The organism is Mycobacteroides saopaulense, assembly GCF_001456355.1.
GTDB classification, from domain to species: domain Bacteria; phylum Actinomycetota; class Actinomycetes; order Mycobacteriales; family Mycobacteriaceae; genus Mycobacterium; species Mycobacterium saopaulense.
Window position 1 is genome coordinate 725870 of sequence record NZ_CP010271.1, and the last position, 15062, is coordinate 740931.

General features: G+C 66.1%; 20 protein-coding genes and 1 riboswitch. Of the genes, 8 read left to right on the plus strand and 12 right to left on the minus strand.

Annotated elements, in window-relative coordinates:
- Positions 1 to 97: 97 nt before the first annotated feature.
- From MYCSP_RS03685 to moaA, 3 genes are all read right to left on the minus strand, one after another.
- The gene (locus tag MYCSP_RS03685) at positions 98 to 1228 is read right to left on the minus strand and encodes a transglycosylase family protein (protein WP_088413200.1); all 1131 of its coding nucleotides are present in this window, start codon (positions 1226 to 1228) and stop codon (positions 98 to 100) included.
- Between the two features lie 12 nt (positions 1229 to 1240).
- A riboswitch (cyclic di-AMP (ydaO/yuaA leader) is annotated at positions 1241 to 1406 on the minus strand.
- Positions 1407 to 1709: 303 nt separating this feature from the next.
- The gene (locus tag MYCSP_RS03695) at positions 1710 to 1964 is read right to left on the minus strand and encodes a MoaD/ThiS family protein (protein ID WP_070913060.1); all 255 of its coding nucleotides are present in this window, start codon (positions 1962 to 1964) and stop codon (positions 1710 to 1712) included.
- Positions 1965 to 1970: 6 nt separating this feature from the next.
- Complete coding sequence (moaA, locus tag MYCSP_RS03700) at positions 1971 to 2963, minus strand: GTP 3',8-cyclase MoaA (RefSeq protein WP_088413201.1); 993 nt, start codon at positions 2961 to 2963, stop codon at positions 1971 to 1973.
- A gap of 92 nt (positions 2964 to 3055) precedes the next feature.
- On the opposite strand from moaA, the gene MYCSP_RS03705 reads away from it, so the two are divergent.
- Positions 3056 to 3469: a cold-shock protein gene (locus tag MYCSP_RS03705; RefSeq protein ID WP_005063636.1), complete on the plus strand. Its 414-nt coding sequence runs from the start codon at positions 3056 to 3058 to the stop codon at positions 3467 to 3469.
- A gap of 28 nt (positions 3470 to 3497) precedes the next feature.
- Positions 3498 to 4190, plus strand: a complete 693-nt coding sequence (locus MYCSP_RS03710) for a DNA alkylation repair protein (RefSeq protein WP_083018809.1) — start codon at positions 3498 to 3500, stop codon at positions 4188 to 4190.
- Here the strand turns inward: MYCSP_RS03710 and MYCSP_RS03715 are convergent.
- Together MYCSP_RS03715 and MYCSP_RS03720 are read right to left on the minus strand one after the other, a co-directional pair.
- Positions 4187 to 4690 carry a DUF2771 family protein gene (locus MYCSP_RS03715; RefSeq protein WP_083018811.1) on the minus strand — a complete coding sequence of 168 codons (504 nt, stop codon included), beginning with the start codon at positions 4688 to 4690 and terminating at the stop codon, positions 4187 to 4189. The two genes, MYCSP_RS03710 and MYCSP_RS03715, sit on opposite strands and share 4 nt — an antisense overlap.
- Positions 4687 to 6354, minus strand: a complete 1668-nt coding sequence (locus tag MYCSP_RS03720; RefSeq protein WP_088413202.1) for an MFS transporter — start codon at positions 6352 to 6354, stop codon at positions 4687 to 4689. The genes MYCSP_RS03715 and MYCSP_RS03720 overlap by 4 nt, the downstream gene beginning before the upstream one ends.
- Before the next feature lie 37 nt (positions 6355 to 6391).
- Between MYCSP_RS03720 and MYCSP_RS03725 the strand changes: the two genes are divergently transcribed.
- Entirely contained in the window at positions 6392 to 7129 is a 738-nt protein-coding gene (locus tag MYCSP_RS03725) for a DUF3027 domain-containing protein (protein ID WP_070913056.1), read from the plus strand.
- Positions 7130 to 7190: 61 nt separating this feature from the next.
- On the opposite strand, the gene MYCSP_RS03730 is transcribed toward MYCSP_RS03725, so the two are convergent.
- Both MYCSP_RS03730 and MYCSP_RS03735 read right to left on the minus strand, forming a co-directional pair.
- Positions 7191 to 7652: an SRPBCC family protein gene (locus MYCSP_RS03730; RefSeq protein ID WP_083018813.1), complete on the minus strand. Its 462-nt coding sequence runs from the start codon at positions 7650 to 7652 to the stop codon at positions 7191 to 7193.
- Positions 7653 to 7696: 44 nt separating this feature from the next.
- On the minus strand, positions 7697 to 7942 hold the full coding sequence (locus MYCSP_RS03735) for a DUF2530 domain-containing protein (RefSeq protein ID WP_070913054.1): 246 nt from the start codon (positions 7940 to 7942) through the stop codon (positions 7697 to 7699).
- Between the two features lie 93 nt (positions 7943 to 8035).
- On the opposite strand from MYCSP_RS03735, the gene MYCSP_RS03740 reads away from it, so the two are divergent.
- From MYCSP_RS03740 to MYCSP_RS03755, 4 genes are read left to right on the plus strand one after another with little or no spacing between them, the layout of a single operon-like run.
- Positions 8036 to 8467, plus strand: coding sequence for an Rv0880 family HTH-type transcriptional regulator (locus MYCSP_RS03740; RefSeq protein WP_083018815.1), 432 nt, complete (start codon positions 8036 to 8038; stop codon positions 8465 to 8467).
- Positions 8468 to 8501: 34 nt separating this feature from the next.
- Positions 8502 to 9812 (plus strand): MFS transporter, encoded by a 1311-nt coding sequence (locus tag MYCSP_RS03745; RefSeq protein WP_083018817.1) that lies wholly within the window; start codon positions 8502 to 8504, stop codon positions 9810 to 9812.
- Entirely contained in the window at positions 9813 to 10625 is an 813-nt protein-coding gene (locus MYCSP_RS03750; protein ID WP_083018819.1) for a TrmH family RNA methyltransferase, read from the plus strand.
- Complete coding sequence (locus tag MYCSP_RS03755; protein ID WP_083018821.1) at positions 10622 to 10900, plus strand: DUF2537 domain-containing protein; 279 nt, start codon at positions 10622 to 10624, stop codon at positions 10898 to 10900. The genes MYCSP_RS03750 and MYCSP_RS03755 overlap by 4 nt, the downstream gene beginning before the upstream one ends.
- Positions 10901 to 10911: 11 nt before the next feature.
- Here MYCSP_RS03755 and sepH read toward each other — a convergent pair whose 3' ends face one another.
- From sepH to MYCSP_RS03780, 5 genes are all read right to left on the minus strand, one after another.
- A complete protein-coding gene (gene sepH / locus MYCSP_RS03760; protein WP_083018823.1) occupies positions 10912 to 11733 on the minus strand; it encodes a septation protein SepH in 822 nt (273 codons plus the stop codon).
- 150 nt (positions 11734 to 11883) lie between these two features.
- Entirely contained in the window at positions 11884 to 12378 is a 495-nt protein-coding gene (locus tag MYCSP_RS03765; RefSeq protein ID WP_088413203.1) for a lipoprotein LpqH, read from the minus strand.
- Between the two features lie 78 nt (positions 12379 to 12456).
- Complete coding sequence (locus MYCSP_RS03770) at positions 12457 to 12933, minus strand: lipoprotein LpqH (RefSeq protein WP_070913047.1); 477 nt, start codon at positions 12931 to 12933, stop codon at positions 12457 to 12459.
- A gap of 90 nt (positions 12934 to 13023) precedes the next feature.
- Positions 13024 to 13332 carry a DUF202 domain-containing protein gene (locus MYCSP_RS03775; protein WP_083018828.1) on the minus strand — a complete coding sequence of 103 codons (309 nt, stop codon included), beginning with the start codon at positions 13330 to 13332 and terminating at the stop codon, positions 13024 to 13026.
- Positions 13329 to 13673 carry a YidH family protein gene (locus MYCSP_RS03780; RefSeq protein WP_070913045.1) on the minus strand — a complete coding sequence of 115 codons (345 nt, stop codon included), beginning with the start codon at positions 13671 to 13673 and terminating at the stop codon, positions 13329 to 13331. The genes MYCSP_RS03775 and MYCSP_RS03780 overlap by 4 nt, the downstream gene beginning before the upstream one ends.
- A gap of 103 nt (positions 13674 to 13776) precedes the next feature.
- Between MYCSP_RS03780 and MYCSP_RS03785 the strand changes: the two genes are divergently transcribed.
- Positions 13777 to 15006, plus strand: coding sequence for a saccharopine dehydrogenase family protein (locus MYCSP_RS03785; protein ID WP_088413204.1), 1230 nt, complete (start codon positions 13777 to 13779; stop codon positions 15004 to 15006).
- Positions 15007 to 15062: the final 56 nt, after the last annotated feature.

The window sequence follows — 15062 nt, forward strand, 5'->3', positions numbered from 1 at the left end:
CCCCTTGACAAGGAGCCTGGACTGGCCTCCGAAAGGACTACCCCACAACGAGAATCGCCCCGACCGTCAGGGCCGGGCGATTCTCGTTGTGCAAGTGTTAGCGCTGAGCCAGAGCGAGGATCGCGTCGCTGGCCTTGACATCCTGCGTCTGCATCGCGAAGACGATGTCCTTCAGGTACGACACTCCGCGGCCATCGCCGGGTGCCACGTCGGTGGTGCCGGGAGGCAGGTTGTTCGGGTCGGGCAGATGCCGTACCACACCTGCGACCGCTTCGGGGCTGGTCGGGATGCCGTTGGATGCGACCGGGCCGGCATCGAACGCGGCCTTGCCCGCGGCGAAACCGATGTCCGCTGCGTCCGGCACACCCGCGGGCAGCGGGACGTCGGCCGCAGCAGGCGCGGGGGCGGGCTCGGGAGCGGGTGCGGGCTCGGCGGGTGCCGGACCGGACTGCAGTTCGTACGGCAGAACCTGGTCCTCGGCGGCGGGGGCTTCGGGAGCCGGAGCCGCTTCGGGGGCGGGTGCCTCGCCGACGACTGGGGCCTCGGGCGCGGGGGCTGCGATGGCCTCGGGAGCGGGTGCCTCCTCCGCAGGAGCCTCGGGCTCGGGGGCTGGGGCGGGCTCTGCCGGTGCAGGACCGGACTGGAAGTCGACTTCCTGAGCCTCGGGAGCCGGAGCTTCGTCAGGCGCGGGTGCCTCGGGGGCTGGGGCCTCCTCGATGACCGGAGCCTCGGGAGCCTCGGCGACGAACTGCTCGTCGCCCTCGGGCGCCGGAGCGGGCTCGGGAGCGGGTGCGGGCTCGGCGGCCGCCCGCTCCTCGTGGTGCGCGGCCGGGGTGATGTTGGCCGCCGGAGCGGTACGGGGAGTGGAACCGGACAGGCCGCGTCCGCAGACCGGCCAGGCGCCACGGCCCTGTCCCGCGAGCACCTTCTCGGCGACCGCGATCTGCTGTTCCTTGGTGGCCAGGTGAGCGGACGGGGCGTACTGACCGCCACCGCTGTTGATCCAGGTGCTGGGCGAGAACTGCAGTCCGCCCTGGTACCCGTTGCCGGTGTTGATGGCCCAGTTGCCACCCGACTCGCAGCGTGCGACCTGATCCCACTCGCCGTCGGTGGCTGCGTTGGCCGTCGCGGCCATCATCAAACCGCCACCGACAAGGCCCGCGCCCGCTACCGCGACCTTGGCCGCCTTGGCGCTCGCCTTGCTGGGCTTACTGTGCCGTCCACTCATATATCCGTCGTGTTCCTCTCTGTGACGCACCTGCGAGGTCAGCTGTCGGGTTCGAGCAAGAGGTCGCTCGGCCCGGTTGCCCGGGCTTCACCCCAAGAACCATCAAGGTTCGTGCTGGAGATCGGGTGGATCTCCGGCGGATGGGTCCCCCGTCTCCGTCCCTTGGTCTTCCGACGAGGTCCACACCCGAGGGACGGAGCTCGGTGCGCGGGTATGGACTTCGGATGACGGTACGTGCCCGCGCGCGTCTCGTCATGTTGGACATTTCACGGTGTTTCGTCCATGGCGGGGCGGGTTTATTCCCGCCGACGGTGGGGTCTGCGCAGGTTATTGGGTAGCTCCACCGCCCCGTGTCCGCGTCGTGACCGTACCGTGACCTTCCGATGTGTGTTGTAGATCACGAAATTGCCGGGCCCTCTCTACATGCAACTCTCAGAGCCGCCTTAGAGCTTCCTTAAGAAACGGGCGTGCCAGCGCACATCTATCCGCCAGCGAATGGAGGCAGAACGTCCACGACAGCGCCGGATTCGGGCCGTTGGGAGCGGTCCCGGACGGCCACGCCGTCATGGAGAAAGGAACAACGCGCCAATACGCGTTCGAGTTCCGGCCCCCTGGAGGCCAACAGACGGATCAGATCGTCGAATGACGCCCCAGCGGGCAGATCGACGGTTTCTTCCTGAAGCCCGGCGGCGGCCGCTGCGGCCGCGAAATACCGGACCGTGATGCTCGCAAGCATGCAGATCTAACCGCCGATCGCGCTCATCGGGCGGTCCGGCTGCAGGAAGGACGGGTCGTTGATGCCATGCCCGGGCTTTTTTCCCCACATGGCTGCCTGCCACGCCGCGGCCACGGCCGCGTCGTCGGCACCCGAGCGGAGCAGCCCACGCAGATCTGTCTCGGTGGTGGCGAACAGGCAATTGCGCACCTGCCCGTCGGCCGTCAGCCGGGTGCGGTCGCAGTCCCCGCAGAACGGCCGGGATACCGACGCAATGATTCCGACTGTCGCGGGACCTCCGTTCACCAGCCAGCGTTGCGCTGGGGCGCTGCCACGGGGTGCCGGATCTGCGCTCAGTGAGAATTCCCGGCTGAGTGCCGCGTGGACCTCGTCGGCGGTCACCATCTGGTCCCGGTTCCAGTTGTGCCCCGCGTCCAACGGCATCTGCTCGATGATCCGCAGTTCGTATCCGTGGTCGAGGCTGAACTGCAGGAGCGCGACCGCGTCCTCTTTGTACTGCTCGGGTGTCAAGACCGCGTTGATCTTTATGGGCGCCAGCCCGGCCGAGCCGGCCGCCTCCAGTCCTCTGAGGACATCTGGCAACCGGTCGCGCCGGGTGATGGCGGTGAAACGATCGGTGTCCAACGTATCCAGTGACACGTTGATGCGGTCCAGGCCCGCCTCTCGCAGCGCGGCCGCCTTGCGGTCCAGACCGATGCCATTGGTGGTGATGGCGATGTCCGGTCGCGGTGACAGGGTCGCGACCGCGGCGACAAGCTTCTCCAAGTCCTTGAATATCAACGGTTCTCCGCCGGTGAACCGGACGCTGCGGACTCCCAGGTCGGTTACCGCGATACCGATGAGCCGGATGTATTCGTCGGTGGTGAGCAGCGCGTCACTGCGTAACCAGTCCAGCCCCTCCGCAGGCATGCAGTACGTGCAGCGCAGATTGCAGCGGTCCGTCAACGACACCCGTAAGTCGGTCGCGATGCGGCCGAAGGAATCGATCAACGGGGTCATAAGTCCAGCGTAGCGACCACTTGCGTCGGCCGAGTAGGATGGCCAGTCACCGCGTCCTATTTGGGGCGCGTTAATCATGTGAGGTGAGTGCAGTGCCAACCGGCAAGGTCAAGTGGTACGACGCCGAGAAGGGCTTCGGCTTCCTGTCGCAGGAGGACGGCGAGGACGTGTACGTCCGGTCCTCGGCGCTGCCTGCTGGCGTTGAGGGACTCAAGGCCGGTCAAAAGGTCGAATTCGGCATGGCCGCCGGCCGTCGCGGGCCGCAGGCGCTGAGCCTCAAGCTGATCGATGCTCCGCCGTCGGTGCAGAAAACGCGCCGCGAGAGCAGTGGACCGGTGAACCACAAGCACACCACCGACGAACTGCACGGCATGATCGAGGACATGATCACGCTGTTGGAGGGCACGGTGCAGACCGAGCTGCGCAAGGGGCGCTACCCCGATCGCAAGATCGCTCGCAAGGTGTCCGAGGTAGTGCGCGCTGTCGCCAGCGAGCTGGACGCCTGACCTGACACCCGTCCGCGCCGAGGATGTGATGGCGGCGCTCCAGGCCGCGGGCGATCCCGACCGTGCCAAGAAATCCGCGCGGTTCTTCAAGACCGGCCCCGGTGAATATGGTGAGGGTGACGTCTTTATCGGGGTATCCGTTCCCGATCAGCGCAAGCTCGCGCGGCAATTCCGCGGTATCGGGCGCGACGAGGTGGTGCGGCTGCTCGCCGGCGAGGTGCACGAGCACCGATTGACCGCGCTCGTCCTGGCCGGCTGGGAATTCGCGCATGCGGCGGGCGCCGAACGCCGCGCCTGGGTGGACATGTACCTCGAGCAGGTCCGTGCCGGGCGGGTGAACAACTGGGATCTGGTCGATTCGTCGGCCGAGCAGATCCTGGGTGAATGGCTTGTCGGCCAAGACTATTCACCACTGTTGGAGTTGGCCGCGCAGGAAGATCTCTGGCGTCGGCGAGTGGGCATCATCGGCACGTTCGCCTTCACCAGGCGTGGCGACGCGCAGCCTCTTCTGGCGGTGGCTCCCTTGGTTATCGGCGACCGTCGCGACCTCATCCAGAAGGCCTATGGCTGGATGCTGCGCGAAGCCGGAAAGCGTTGTGGCGCAGAGATGCTTCTGGATTATCTGGACGGGCATGCCGCGGCCATGGGCCGGACCGCGCTGAGTTATGCCACCGAGCATCTGGACCCTGCGACGCGCGCGGAGTATCGCGCCCGGCGCTAGTTCTGCCAGACGGTTGCGACCGACCAGATCGCGTGGGTGACCTCGATAAGGTCACCGGTCTCGGTCTGAACCACGGTGGGCAGCTTGATCTCCAGACCTATCAGCCGTCGCCCATCGCCGTCGACGGTAGGGATGGTCACGGCAGTCCGGTGGTCGCGGTACACGCTCGACTCGGCCCGCTTGTGGTCGATGTCGCCGACCGGCGCGTAGATCCGGGATAGCATCCATGGTGCCGTCGCGATTCGACCGTCGACCGAAAGCTGCACCGGTTCATGGGCATTGACAGCCAGCTCGACCGTATGGCCCGGCGGGTCGCACCGATCGGGCCTCGTCTTGTCGCAGTACCTGTAGGGCGCGGCGTGGATCGCGGTGCCATGGGTGAAGGCGCTGACCTCGGGCCGCTCCTCGGTGTGTCCGCGCACCTGCCAGGCGATGAATCCCACCATGGCGGCAGCCGTCAACACCAGGACAACGGCCAGCGCCGTCAGCTTCACCTTCACGCGTGTACCTTGCCACCCTCTTGTTCGGCCATCACCGGGCGGTTACCGCCCAGGCCCGGAATCAGGGAAGCGCCACGGAAGCTGGCCAGTGTCTGCGCCAGGCCCAGGATGAGGACCGCCGATATCACCGTGAACCCCACCCACAGATCGGTATAGATCATCACGCCGATCGCGCCGCCGAGCACCCAGGACAGCTGCAGCAGCGCCTCGGACCGTCCGAAGGCCGATGCCCGGGATTCCTCGGGCAGATCATCCTGCAACGAGGCGTCCAGGGACGCCTTGGCGATCGCGCTGACCCCCGAGGTGACCAGGGTCGCGAACACCACCACCGCCAGCACACCGGTGATGGCCGCCGCCAGCGCCACCACTGTCACCGCGCTGGCGCAACGCACCACGAGCAGTGCGGGGCGGCCGAGCTTGAGCCGGGCGCTGGTGGCGTTGCCGGCGAAGTTTCCGATACCTGCCGCAGCTCCGACCATGCCCAGCATGGCGAGCTGCTGGAAGCCGTGTGCGTCGTGGGATTTGGCGACGAACGCGGGGTAGAGCGTGAGGAATCCGACCATCACCTTGATGGTGCTGTTGCCCCACAGCGAGGTGATGATGTTGCGGCCCAGTGGCTGACGGACCTTTTCCTGCTGTCTGTGGGAGCGCCGGAGCAGGATTGTCGGGTGCTCGCCATCGTCGCCGTGATAGCCGAAGGTGGTGGGCACCTCACCGGCGGTTACCTCCACCCACTTGGGGATGCGCATGGACGCCCACGCACCGACCGCTGTGACCGCAATGACCACGAAAAGTGCTCCGGGCAACTGAAACAGCCGGGTGAATGCGAGCTCGAAGCCGGCGGCGATCGCCCCACCCACGATGGTTCCACCGACCAGGCCAAAGGTGGTGAGCCGCGAGTTGACGCGGACCAGGTCGATGGTCGGGGGTAGCACGCGCGGTGTCACCGCGCCGCGGAGCACGCCAAAGGACTTGGACAACACCAGCATCGACAACGCACAGGGGTACAGCACCCAGGGAGGAAAGCTGCCGCTGGCGCCGTCGTAGTTGGCGATCATGATCACCGCGAGTGCGGTCCGCAGACCGAAGGAGGCAGCCAGTGCGGCCCGCCGTCCATGTTGCAGACGATCCAGCGCGGGCCCGATCAGCGGGGCGATCACGGCGAACGGTGCGATCGTGATGAGCAGGTACAGCGCCACTTTGCTCTTGGACTCCGCGGTAGCCGCGGCGAAGAAGAGGGTGTTGGCCAGGGCCACCGCCATCGCGGCATCCACCGCGAAATTGGCCATGACCGGATAAGTGAGCGCGGTCAGGCCCGACTTGTCGGCGCCGTCGGCGGTCGCGGCCTTGTGGAACAGCCCGTACATCCGGGAACCCATTTCGCGGCTGCGCATCGCGGCGACCCGGGTGACGGTCAGCTTCTGGGGGTTTTCCTGTTCGGGTGGCGGCTGGCGCCGTGGCCGCTCGCGACGCTCATCGCCGAGTGGCGGCAGGTACCGGTTCGACGAGCCGCCCGCGCGGTGAGGATCGCGCGGGGAGCCGGCCGTCGGATAGTTGGCCATACCCGGATGGGAGTTGGCGTCGCGCGCATCCCGGTTGCGGCGACGAGAGGCGGACTCACTACTGCCTTGGCGGTTCCCGAACCGCGCGTAGTCGTCCCGCACGCATCGATTGTCCCTCACGGTGAGAAGATGGTCAGCGATGGACATCACTATCTCCGGCCGCGACGCCCTGTACACCTGTATTGATCAGGCACGTACGGCCATTGTCGAGTTCAGTGGGGAGACCGTGGGCAAGTACCTCGGGGCCTCCTCCGAGGACACAGATCTGCATGCGCTGACCCACCGCTTCGAGGCCGATCTGCCCGGGTACCGCGGGTGGCACTGGGAAGTGGTGATGGCCGCGGCACCGGGTGCCACCGTCGCGACCGTCAGTGAAGTGGTGCTGGTTCCGGGTACCGAGGCCCTGCGGGCGCCGAGCTGGATTCCCTGGGAAGAGCGCATCCGGCCGGGCGATCTGGGCCCGGGCGACCTGCTCGCGCCGCCGCCGAATGATCCCCGGCTGGTGCCCGGATACACAGACAGCGGAGATCAGCAGGTCACCGAGACCGCGGGTGAGATCGGGTTGGGGCGCAAGCAGGTGCTGAGCCTGACCGGGCGTGTCGATGCCGCGCAGCGCTGGTTCGACGGCGATTGGGGCCCCGATACGGAGATGGCGCGCGCCACCCGGCGGGTGTGCCGGTCGTGTGGCTTTTACCTGCCCCTGGCGGGGTCGCTGGGTGTCGCGTTCGGCGTGTGCGCCAATTCGATGTCGGCCGACGGCCACGTTGTGCACATCGAGTACGGCTGCGGCGCACACTCCGATACACCGCAGCCGGTCAACTCGGCGATGCCGCTGTACGAACCCTTCGACGACGGCGTGCTCGATCTAGCGGATTGAACGTCGCCGGGCGCGCGCCCCACGCCGAATCGCGGGTGAGGCGCGCACGCGGAGCAGAGGCTTAAGCGCCTTCCGCGGCGGCCTTGATCTTCGACAGCGACGTCCGCATGCCTTCGAGCAGCACCTCGTCGAACACCTCGGTGCCGCCGAACATCAGGTTCTGCAGGTTGGTGGAGATGGGGGACCGCTTCTCGCCCAGCACGCGGCGCTCGGTCACCCGGGTGCCACCGGATGCCGTGGGCTCGAGGTCGTAGCTCCACTCGCTCAGATTGTCCTTGACGTGCCAGGCCAGACGCTTGTTGGGCTCGACGGCGGTCAGTACGGCGCGTGTCGGCCACACCTTCCAGCCCTTGCGGTTGTAGTTGATGACGTCGGTGCCCGCCTGTACGGGGCCGCGGACGAACATCTTGCGGGTCTGCGGGCTCCACCTCGGCATGTTGTCGAGGTCGGCGATCAGCCCCCACACCTTTTCCACGGGCGCGTTGATCTCCACGGCGGTTTCCAGCAGTGACGCGTTGGGCATGAGATTGCTCCTCTTGTCGGGGTGTTATGCGATGGCTTTCGCCGCTACAGGCCGGTTTGCGCGCCGCGTGAACCGCGCCGCGCGGCACGTACTTGTAGCAGGACAATGGTGGTGCCCAGCGCACCGGTACCCAGCCCGGCAAGCGTTATGGGACGCCAGCTTTCGAATGCGGGAACGGTGAAGGCGAGGATGTTGGCCACCAGCCACAGCACGGTGCCTGCGACGACAACCGGCCACGGATTGAGCAGTGCGGCCGGAAGCGGGGGCGGTTGAGGCGCGGGGGTGTCCACTAGATGCGCAGCATACGCGGGGGACGACACCGGGCGGTGGTTTAGTCGGCTCAGTCTCTGTGAAAGCCCTGGACGTGCCGTAAGGTTTGGGCCGTGAGCGACCCCGATGCCCGGCTGGCCAGCGATCTATCGCTCGTCGTGATCCGCCTGGCCCGGCATCTGCGGTTCCGCCGGGCCGATTCACCGGTCTCCTTGACGCAGTTGTCGGCCCTGGCCACGTTGCTCAACGAGGGTGCCATGACTCCGGGTGCGTTGGCGGCCCGCGAGCGGGTGCAGCCCCCGTCGATGACGCGGGTTATCGCCTCATTGGCCGAGCTCGGGTTGGTGGAGCGTTCGGCACATCCGACCGACGGCCGCCAGGTCGTCGTCTCGTTGTCGGAGGCCGGTGCGGACATCGTGCAGGCCGATCGCAGCGCGCGTGAGGAATGGCTGCGTGAGCACCTGACCGATTTCACCCCGGAGCAACGAGCGGTGCTACGGCAGGCGACCGACCTGCTGTCGGCGCTGGTCAATGAAAACGGTTAGCTGACAATCTCGTCAGTCTCTAAAATGATGACCCGTGGCTGACCGCGGCGGGATATTCGTATCGCTGCGCACACGCAACTACCGGCTATGGATCAGCGGACAGATGGTGTCGCTCATCGGCACCTGGATGCAGCGGGTCGCGCAGGACTGGCTGGTGCTGGATCTGTCGCACGGCAACGCCTTTCTGCTCGGCGTGGTGATGGCGCTGCAATTCGGTCCCACACTGCTGCTGTCGGTATGGGGCGGGATGCTGGCCGATCGCTACGACAAGCGGCGGATGCTCATGCTCACCCAGGCTCTGATGGCGCTGTTTGCGTTGACCGTGGGTCTGCTTCAGGTGACCGGATTGATCCGGATCTGGCACGTGATGGCGGTGGCCTTCGCGATGGGGTGCGCCGCCGCGATCGAGGCCCCAACCCGCCAGTCCTTCACGATAGAGATGGTGGGCCCGGAGCACCTGCCCAATGCGGTGGGGCTCAATTCGATGGTGTTCAACCTGGCCGGCATCATCGGCCCGGCCATCTCAGGCGTGTTGATCGGGCTGGTCGGCACCGGCTGGGTCTTCCTGCTGAACTTCCTCAGCTTCATCGGTGTGGGAATCGCGTTGTGGCGCATGCAGCCGGACGAGCTGCACCCGAGCGACCCCGTCCCTCCGGCGAAGGGGCAACTGCGCCAGGGCTTCTTGTACGTATGGCATCGGCGCGACCTGTTCATGATCATGCTGACGGTTTTCCTGGTCTCGACCTTCGGGCTGAATTTCTCACTGACACTGGCGGTGCTGGCACGGGAGACCTTCGGGCGTGGTGCGGCCTCCTACGGACTGCTGTCCACGGCTCTGGCGATCGGCACGCTGCTCGGCGCCACGCTGGCGGCCCGTCGCACCAAGAAGGTGCGCATGACGTTGTTCTACGGTGCAGCAATGGCTTTCGGGGTGTCGGAAGCTGTTGTCAGTGCGATGCCCACCTATCTCTCGGTGGCCATTGCCCTTGTCCCGACAGGTCTGCTGGCGCTGACGTTCACCACGTCGGCGATGAATATCATTCAGCTGTCCGTGGATTCGCAGCTGCGGGGAAGGGTGATGGGCATCTACATGGTGGCGTTCCTGGGTGGCACTCCGTTGGGCAGTCCGCTGGTGGGTTGGCTTGCCGACCTGCACGGCGGTCGGATGCCGCTGTTGGTTGGCGGGCTGGTCTCGGTGGCGGCCGGGATGGCGTGTGCGACGTATCTGCACCGGCATCCGTGTCCTGTTGTCGCCGGGGAGGTTCCCGAGGCCGACGATATGGTGCCGCCTGCCCCGGCTGCCACCCCGGTGTGCGAGCCGACGCCGTTGGCGAGGCGGGCGTAGATGTTGGTTATCGATGTCGACGACCCCGCCGATTCGAGGCTCGACAGCTTCCGCGATCTCAACAGCGTCGACCGCAGGCCCGACCTGCCCAGCGGCAAGGGCCTGGTGATCGCCGAGGGAGTGTTGGTGGTGCAGCGCATGCTGGCCTCGCGGTTCACGCCACACGCATTGCTGGGCACTGACCGTAGATTGACCGAACTGGCAGACGATCTGGAGTCTGTCGACGTGCCGTACTACCGGGCCAGTGCCGAGGTGATGGCGGAGGTCGTCGGCTTCCATCTGAATCGCGGGGTGCTTGCGGCGTCGCGGCGTCCCGAGGAACTTTCGGCGGCCGACCTGATGCGGCGCGCCCGCACCGTAGCGGTCCTTGAGGGCGTGAACGATCACGAGAATCTGGGCTCGATCTTCCGCAATGCCGCCGGCCTGGGTGTGGATGCCGTGTTCTTCGGCAGCGGTTGCGCCGACCCGCTGTATCGCAGGGCGGTGCGGGTGTCGATGGGCCATGCCCTGCTGGTGCCATCCGCACGTCTTCCGGAGTGGCCAAAGTCCTTATATCGGATGCGGGACAACGGTTTCCGACTGTTGGCGATGACACCCGCAGGCGACTCCCGGGACTTGGCCACCGCGATTCCATCCTTGCGGGACGAGAAGGTGGCGTTGATGGTCGGAGCCGAAGGGCCGGGGCTGACGGATGCCGCGCTGCGCGCCAGCGATCTGCGGGTACGTATCCCCATGGCCAACGGTACCGATTCGCTGAACGTGGCCACCGCCGCCGCGCTGGCGTTCTACGAGCGCGCTAGGCTCGCGCCATGACCGGCCACGACTCCGATACCCCCTGGGTAGAGGGCATCGTTTCGGCGATGTGTGTGGCCGTCGTGGTTGCGGTAGGTGTGGTGGTGCTGAGCCTGGGCCTGGTCCACGTGCATCCGCTCTGGGCGGTGCTGCTCAATATCGTTGCAGTGGGCGGTCTTTCGCCGACGTTATGGAGCTGGCGGGAACGCCCGGTGCTGCGATGGTTCGTTCTGGGTATCGCCATTGGGATAGCCGGCGGGTGGGTGGCGGCCGTCGTGATGGCCCTGATCACCTAGCTGCGAGGCGTTTAGTTCTGGCCGCTGGAGCGAACGCCCAGTAGCACGTCTTCCCACGTGGGTACCGCTGGCTTGTTGCGCCGTGAGCGGCGCGGCGCGGCCGGCGGCGGGGTGTCGGCGGGCTCTTCGACGGCCACGGATTCCGACTCGGGTTCCGGCAGCGGCGCGGGGTGCTCGTCGAACAACTCGGGTTCGGGATCGGGGAGTAGCGGGGCCACCGGCGCGAGGGGGCGCAGGCTGCGGGTGAACGTCGGATCGATCAGCTCTCGAGCGGAATCGTCGAGCGCGGTCACCGTGCCACCGTGGGCTCCTGGCGTGAACCGGAAGTGCGCCTTGTTGTCGGAACGGCCGGCCCGCCATAGCAGCTGGACGGTCCACCGGCCGTCCTCGACCTTCCATGCGTCCCATTCGATGGCATCGGGGTCCAGCCCCCGCGCGAACATCGCGCCGGAGACGGTGTCACCGAGCGTGCTGACCGTGGGTCCGTCGTTGCGCACCGGGTGTGCCGCAGTGGCCATCTCTGCCGCGCGCTGGCGTTCCAGCAACACCGGATGGGCGAACCGCTCGATGCGCGACACGTCGACGCCGGCGGCGGTGGCGACTTGCTGGACGGTGGCGCCGGCGCGGATGCGGGCCTGAATTTCCCGGGGTCGCAACGAGCTCTCCATTTCGATCTGAATCTGCCCCAGGCGGGACAGGTCGCCCCGAGCGGCCGCCCGGAGTCTGTCGTCGGCATCGATCGCGAACTTGTCGGTGCCCCTGGAGCCATCGGACTCCTGGCAGATCACTCGCTTGCCGTCGGCCGATAAGCCGATGACTTTCAGTTCGCGCATGTTGCCCTCCTCGCCTGGACTGGATAACCCAGTTCTTGGGGACCTTAGTGCAGGTAGATGGTGGTTCCACGGTGACACGCGGGGGCGGGGGCTACTTGCTTTTACGGGCGGTTCGCGCTATGTGACGCATGTGGCAGATGTTGTTTGCCACTATGGGCACATGACCTCGACCTGGAACGACTTGATGACGCCTCCCGTGCCGCTGCCATCGTCACCCCAGACGGTGCCCTTGACGGAGTAGTGCTTGCCGTCTTTGGTGAGGGTGGCGCTCTCGCCGTCTTTCTTGAGTAGTTCGTAGTACATGAATTTGAGCCCGTTGATCTCGCCCAGGTTGACGGTCTCGAGCGCGGGTGGCTCTCCTGTGAGGGTCAGCCCGCGTGCATAGGGGTCTTTTGTGACGCTGATGAACGTCCGTTGCTCGTACGTGTCGCATCTGACGGGGACCCCGGCTACCACAGTCAGAGCGCCGACCGTCATCGTCGCGGTGCCGCCTTCCGGCTTGCTGGACTGTCCGGGCTTGGCAGGGCTGGTGGCGACATGGGTGGCGGTATCGGTGATCGTCGTGATCCCCGTGCTTGCGGTGCAGCCAGACTGGGTGGCAGCCACCATGGCCACGCCGATGACGGCGGTCCACACTCGTTTCATAGTGTCCCCCTTGTTCTCCCGAGACAGACTAGCCGGGCAACACGATGGTGCTGCCCGGCTAGATCGGTGGTGCACGCCCTAGGGGCAGGTGACCTCGATTTCGAATGGCTTGTTGGAAGGCTGCATCGGGTTGGCCATGTCAACGGCGATGGCGGTTCCCTCGATGTGGTACTTCTTGCCGTCTTTGGTGGCCTTGGCGCTGGCACCGGGGGTGCCCTCGGAGAACGCCAGCGATTGTCCGTTGAGGCTGCCGAGCCCCGCCGACTTCACCGTTGGAGAATCGCCTTCTGTCACCACGGCGCCGAAGCCCTGGGCACCGCTGCCGATGACGATGTTGACGTTGCCGTTCGAAGCCTGGCAGACGACCGCGCCCTCGATCTTCTGTTCCTTACCGTCGATGGTGACCTTGGCGCTGCTGTTGGTAGCCACCGCGCCGCCGTTGTTGCTGACGGTGGTGCCCTTGGTTTCGGACTTGTCCTTATCGCTCGAACAACCGACCAGACCTGCGGCGACAATCGCCGCGCCGCCAATGGCGACCACAAGCCCACGCTTCATAGCGTTCTCCTTATATGTGATGAGGGGTGGAGCCGAACAGGACAAAGTATGGGGCGGTAACGGGGCCCGGTACGCAGAACGCGGGTATACCTACGTACCCAGATTTGCAACGTCGATACCGGCTGAGAGAAGGACTATCGCGACCATCGTCAGGGTGGTCAGCACAATCGGTTTGCCGCCGTGTTGCCAGTGCCCACGGGCCAGCGCGTGATGGCGCACCGTGCTGATCGCGACAATCCCGAGCACGACCGCGGTGGCGATCAATGACGCGACCGCGGTGTGTTTGTGGATCAGTGCGTGGGTCAGGAACACCGCTGCCGTTCCGGCGGCAGCCAACCCGGTGCGGAGCCAGGCCAGTGCAGTGCGTTCGATGGCGTGCGTCTCGGGGTCCGGCTTCATCGATAGAAGACCGCAACCGATGCCAGGATCGCGACCAGCCCGATGCTCACCGCGAGTAAGGGCACCAAGAGAGTCCCCTTCAATGGTTGGTCCCGGTCCATCCGGTCCTTCACGTCGCGCCAATGCGCGTACGCGCCTATCGACACCACCACCGCGAGCGCCAGGCAGGATGCGGCAAGCACATGTCGGACCCCGGCGTGGTGAAACGGCTGGACGAGGGTTTGGACGGCGACGCCGCCGGCCAGTAGTCCGAGTGCGGTGCGAATCCACGAGAGGAATGTGCGTTCGTTGGCCAGGGTGAAGCGGTAATCAATCTTGCGATCCTCAGGCGGTTCCGTCACCCCGCCAACTTACCGAGCATGGCAGTGGGAGCCGCCAGGGTTCCCAACTAGAATCTATCAAAATAGATACGAACGTGCTCAATTTGATAGGTACTATGGCCGCATGAAGGTTCTGGCTTTGGGCGGAGCGGGTGCAATGGGTGCAGTAGCCGTGCGCACCGCAGTCGAGGTGCCGGGTGTGCAGGAAATCGTCATCGCCGATCGCGATCTCGGCGCTGCCGAAAGATTGGCACGGCAGTTAGGGCAGAGCCGCATACCGGTCCGGTCCGTCGAGGTCGACGTCACCGACGGGGCGGCCTTGCGCCGAGCGCTCGATCCGGTCGATCTCGTGCTGAACACCGTCGGGCCCTACTTCCGATTCGGATTGACGGTCCTGCATGCGGCACTTGACACGAGAACTCACTATCTCGATATCTGCGACGACTGGGAGCCGACGCTGCAGATGCTCGACCTGGATGGGCGGGCGCGTGAGCATGGGGTCTGTGCGGTGATCGGCATGGGCGCGAGTCCGGGGATAAGTAATCTGCTCGCCGCCACCGCCGCGGCGGAGCTCGATTCGGTTCACGATGTCTACACGGCGTGGCCTGTGGATGCCGTCGGTGCCGAGGGCGCTACCGAAGGAAGTACCCCGCTGCTGGGTCCCGATGGGCGTCCGACCGCCGCTGCGGTGCATTGGATGGAGCAGGCCAGCGGCACTATCACCGCCGTCGTTGCCGGGCGACTGGTCGAGAAGCGCCCGTTGAGCCCGGTCACGTTGACATTGCCTGCCGGACATCGGGGCACCGCGTACTCGATCGGTCATCCGGAGCCGATTACCTTGCAGCGCAGCCTAAAACCGAGTGGCGACGCGCTGAACCTCATGGTCATCGAACCCTGGACGGTGGCATATCTCGGTACCCTGCGATCCGATATCGACGCAGGCTCGCTCACTCTGGAGCAGGCCGCTGAGGCGTTCGCGACTCCCGGCTTGCGGCGTACGGTGCGCTCCGCGTGCGCGGCGCTGCGTCTGCGAGGACCCGGTTCACTCCCGCCGTTCTTTGCAGCAGTCACCGGTGACCGGCGAGGGGATCGGGTCGCTGTCTTGGCTCGGCTGAACCTATCTGGTACGCAGTTGAATCCGATCAAAAGTGCGCTACAAGATATGGCTCGCATCACCGGTGTGCCGCTGGCGCTGGGCATGGCGCAGGTGATTGGGGGGCAGGCGCGTAGGCCGGGGGTTCGCCCACCCGAGTCGGTTATCGAACCGGGGCGCTTCTTCGCCGATCTCGGGCGGACGCTTGGGTGTGAGGCTGGGGTCTCGCCGTATCTGGTCGAACGAGGAACATTGCCTTGATTCGATCGTTGTTGCGCCGAACGTAGGATGGTTGAACACAATCGGTGGCTGCTTCG

Bases quoted from the DNA above. Each gene is read 5' to 3' on its own strand.
- MYCSP_RS03685 (WP_088413200.1), bottom strand. From the start codon at position 1,228: ATGAGTGGACGGCACAGTAAGCCCAGCAAGGCGAGCGCCAAGGCGGCC.
- MYCSP_RS03695 (WP_070913060.1), bottom strand. From the start codon at position 1,964: ATGCTTGCGAGCATCACGGTCCGGTATTTCGCGGCCGCAGCGGCCGCC.
- moaA (WP_088413201.1), bottom strand. From the start codon at position 2,963: ATGACCCCGTTGATCGATTCCTTCGGCCGCATCGCGACCGACTTACGG.
- MYCSP_RS03710 (WP_083018809.1), top strand. From the start codon at position 3,498: ATGGCGGCGCTCCAGGCCGCGGGCGATCCCGACCGTGCCAAGAAATCC.
- MYCSP_RS03725 (WP_070913056.1), top strand. From the start codon at position 6,392: ATGGACATCACTATCTCCGGCCGCGACGCCCTGTACACCTGTATTGAT.
- MYCSP_RS03730 (WP_083018813.1), bottom strand. From the start codon at position 7,652: ATGCCCAACGCGTCACTGCTGGAAACCGCCGTGGAGATCAACGCGCCC.
- MYCSP_RS03750 (WP_083018819.1), top strand. From the start codon at position 9,813: ATGTTGGTTATCGATGTCGACGACCCCGCCGATTCGAGGCTCGACAGC.
- MYCSP_RS03755 (WP_083018821.1), top strand. From the start codon at position 10,622: ATGACCGGCCACGACTCCGATACCCCCTGGGTAGAGGGCATCGTTTCG.
- sepH (WP_083018823.1), bottom strand. From the start codon at position 11,733: ATGCGCGAACTGAAAGTCATCGGCTTATCGGCCGACGGCAAGCGAGTG.
- MYCSP_RS03765 (WP_088413203.1), bottom strand. From the start codon at position 12,378: ATGAAACGAGTGTGGACCGCCGTCATCGGCGTGGCCATGGTGGCTGCC.
- MYCSP_RS03770 (WP_070913047.1), bottom strand. From the start codon at position 12,933: ATGAAGCGTGGGCTTGTGGTCGCCATTGGCGGCGCGGCGATTGTCGCC.
- MYCSP_RS03775 (WP_083018828.1), bottom strand. From the start codon at position 13,332: ATGAAGCCGGACCCCGAGACGCACGCCATCGAACGCACTGCACTGGCC.
- MYCSP_RS03785 (WP_088413204.1), top strand. From the start codon at position 13,777: ATGAAGGTTCTGGCTTTGGGCGGAGCGGGTGCAATGGGTGCAGTAGCC.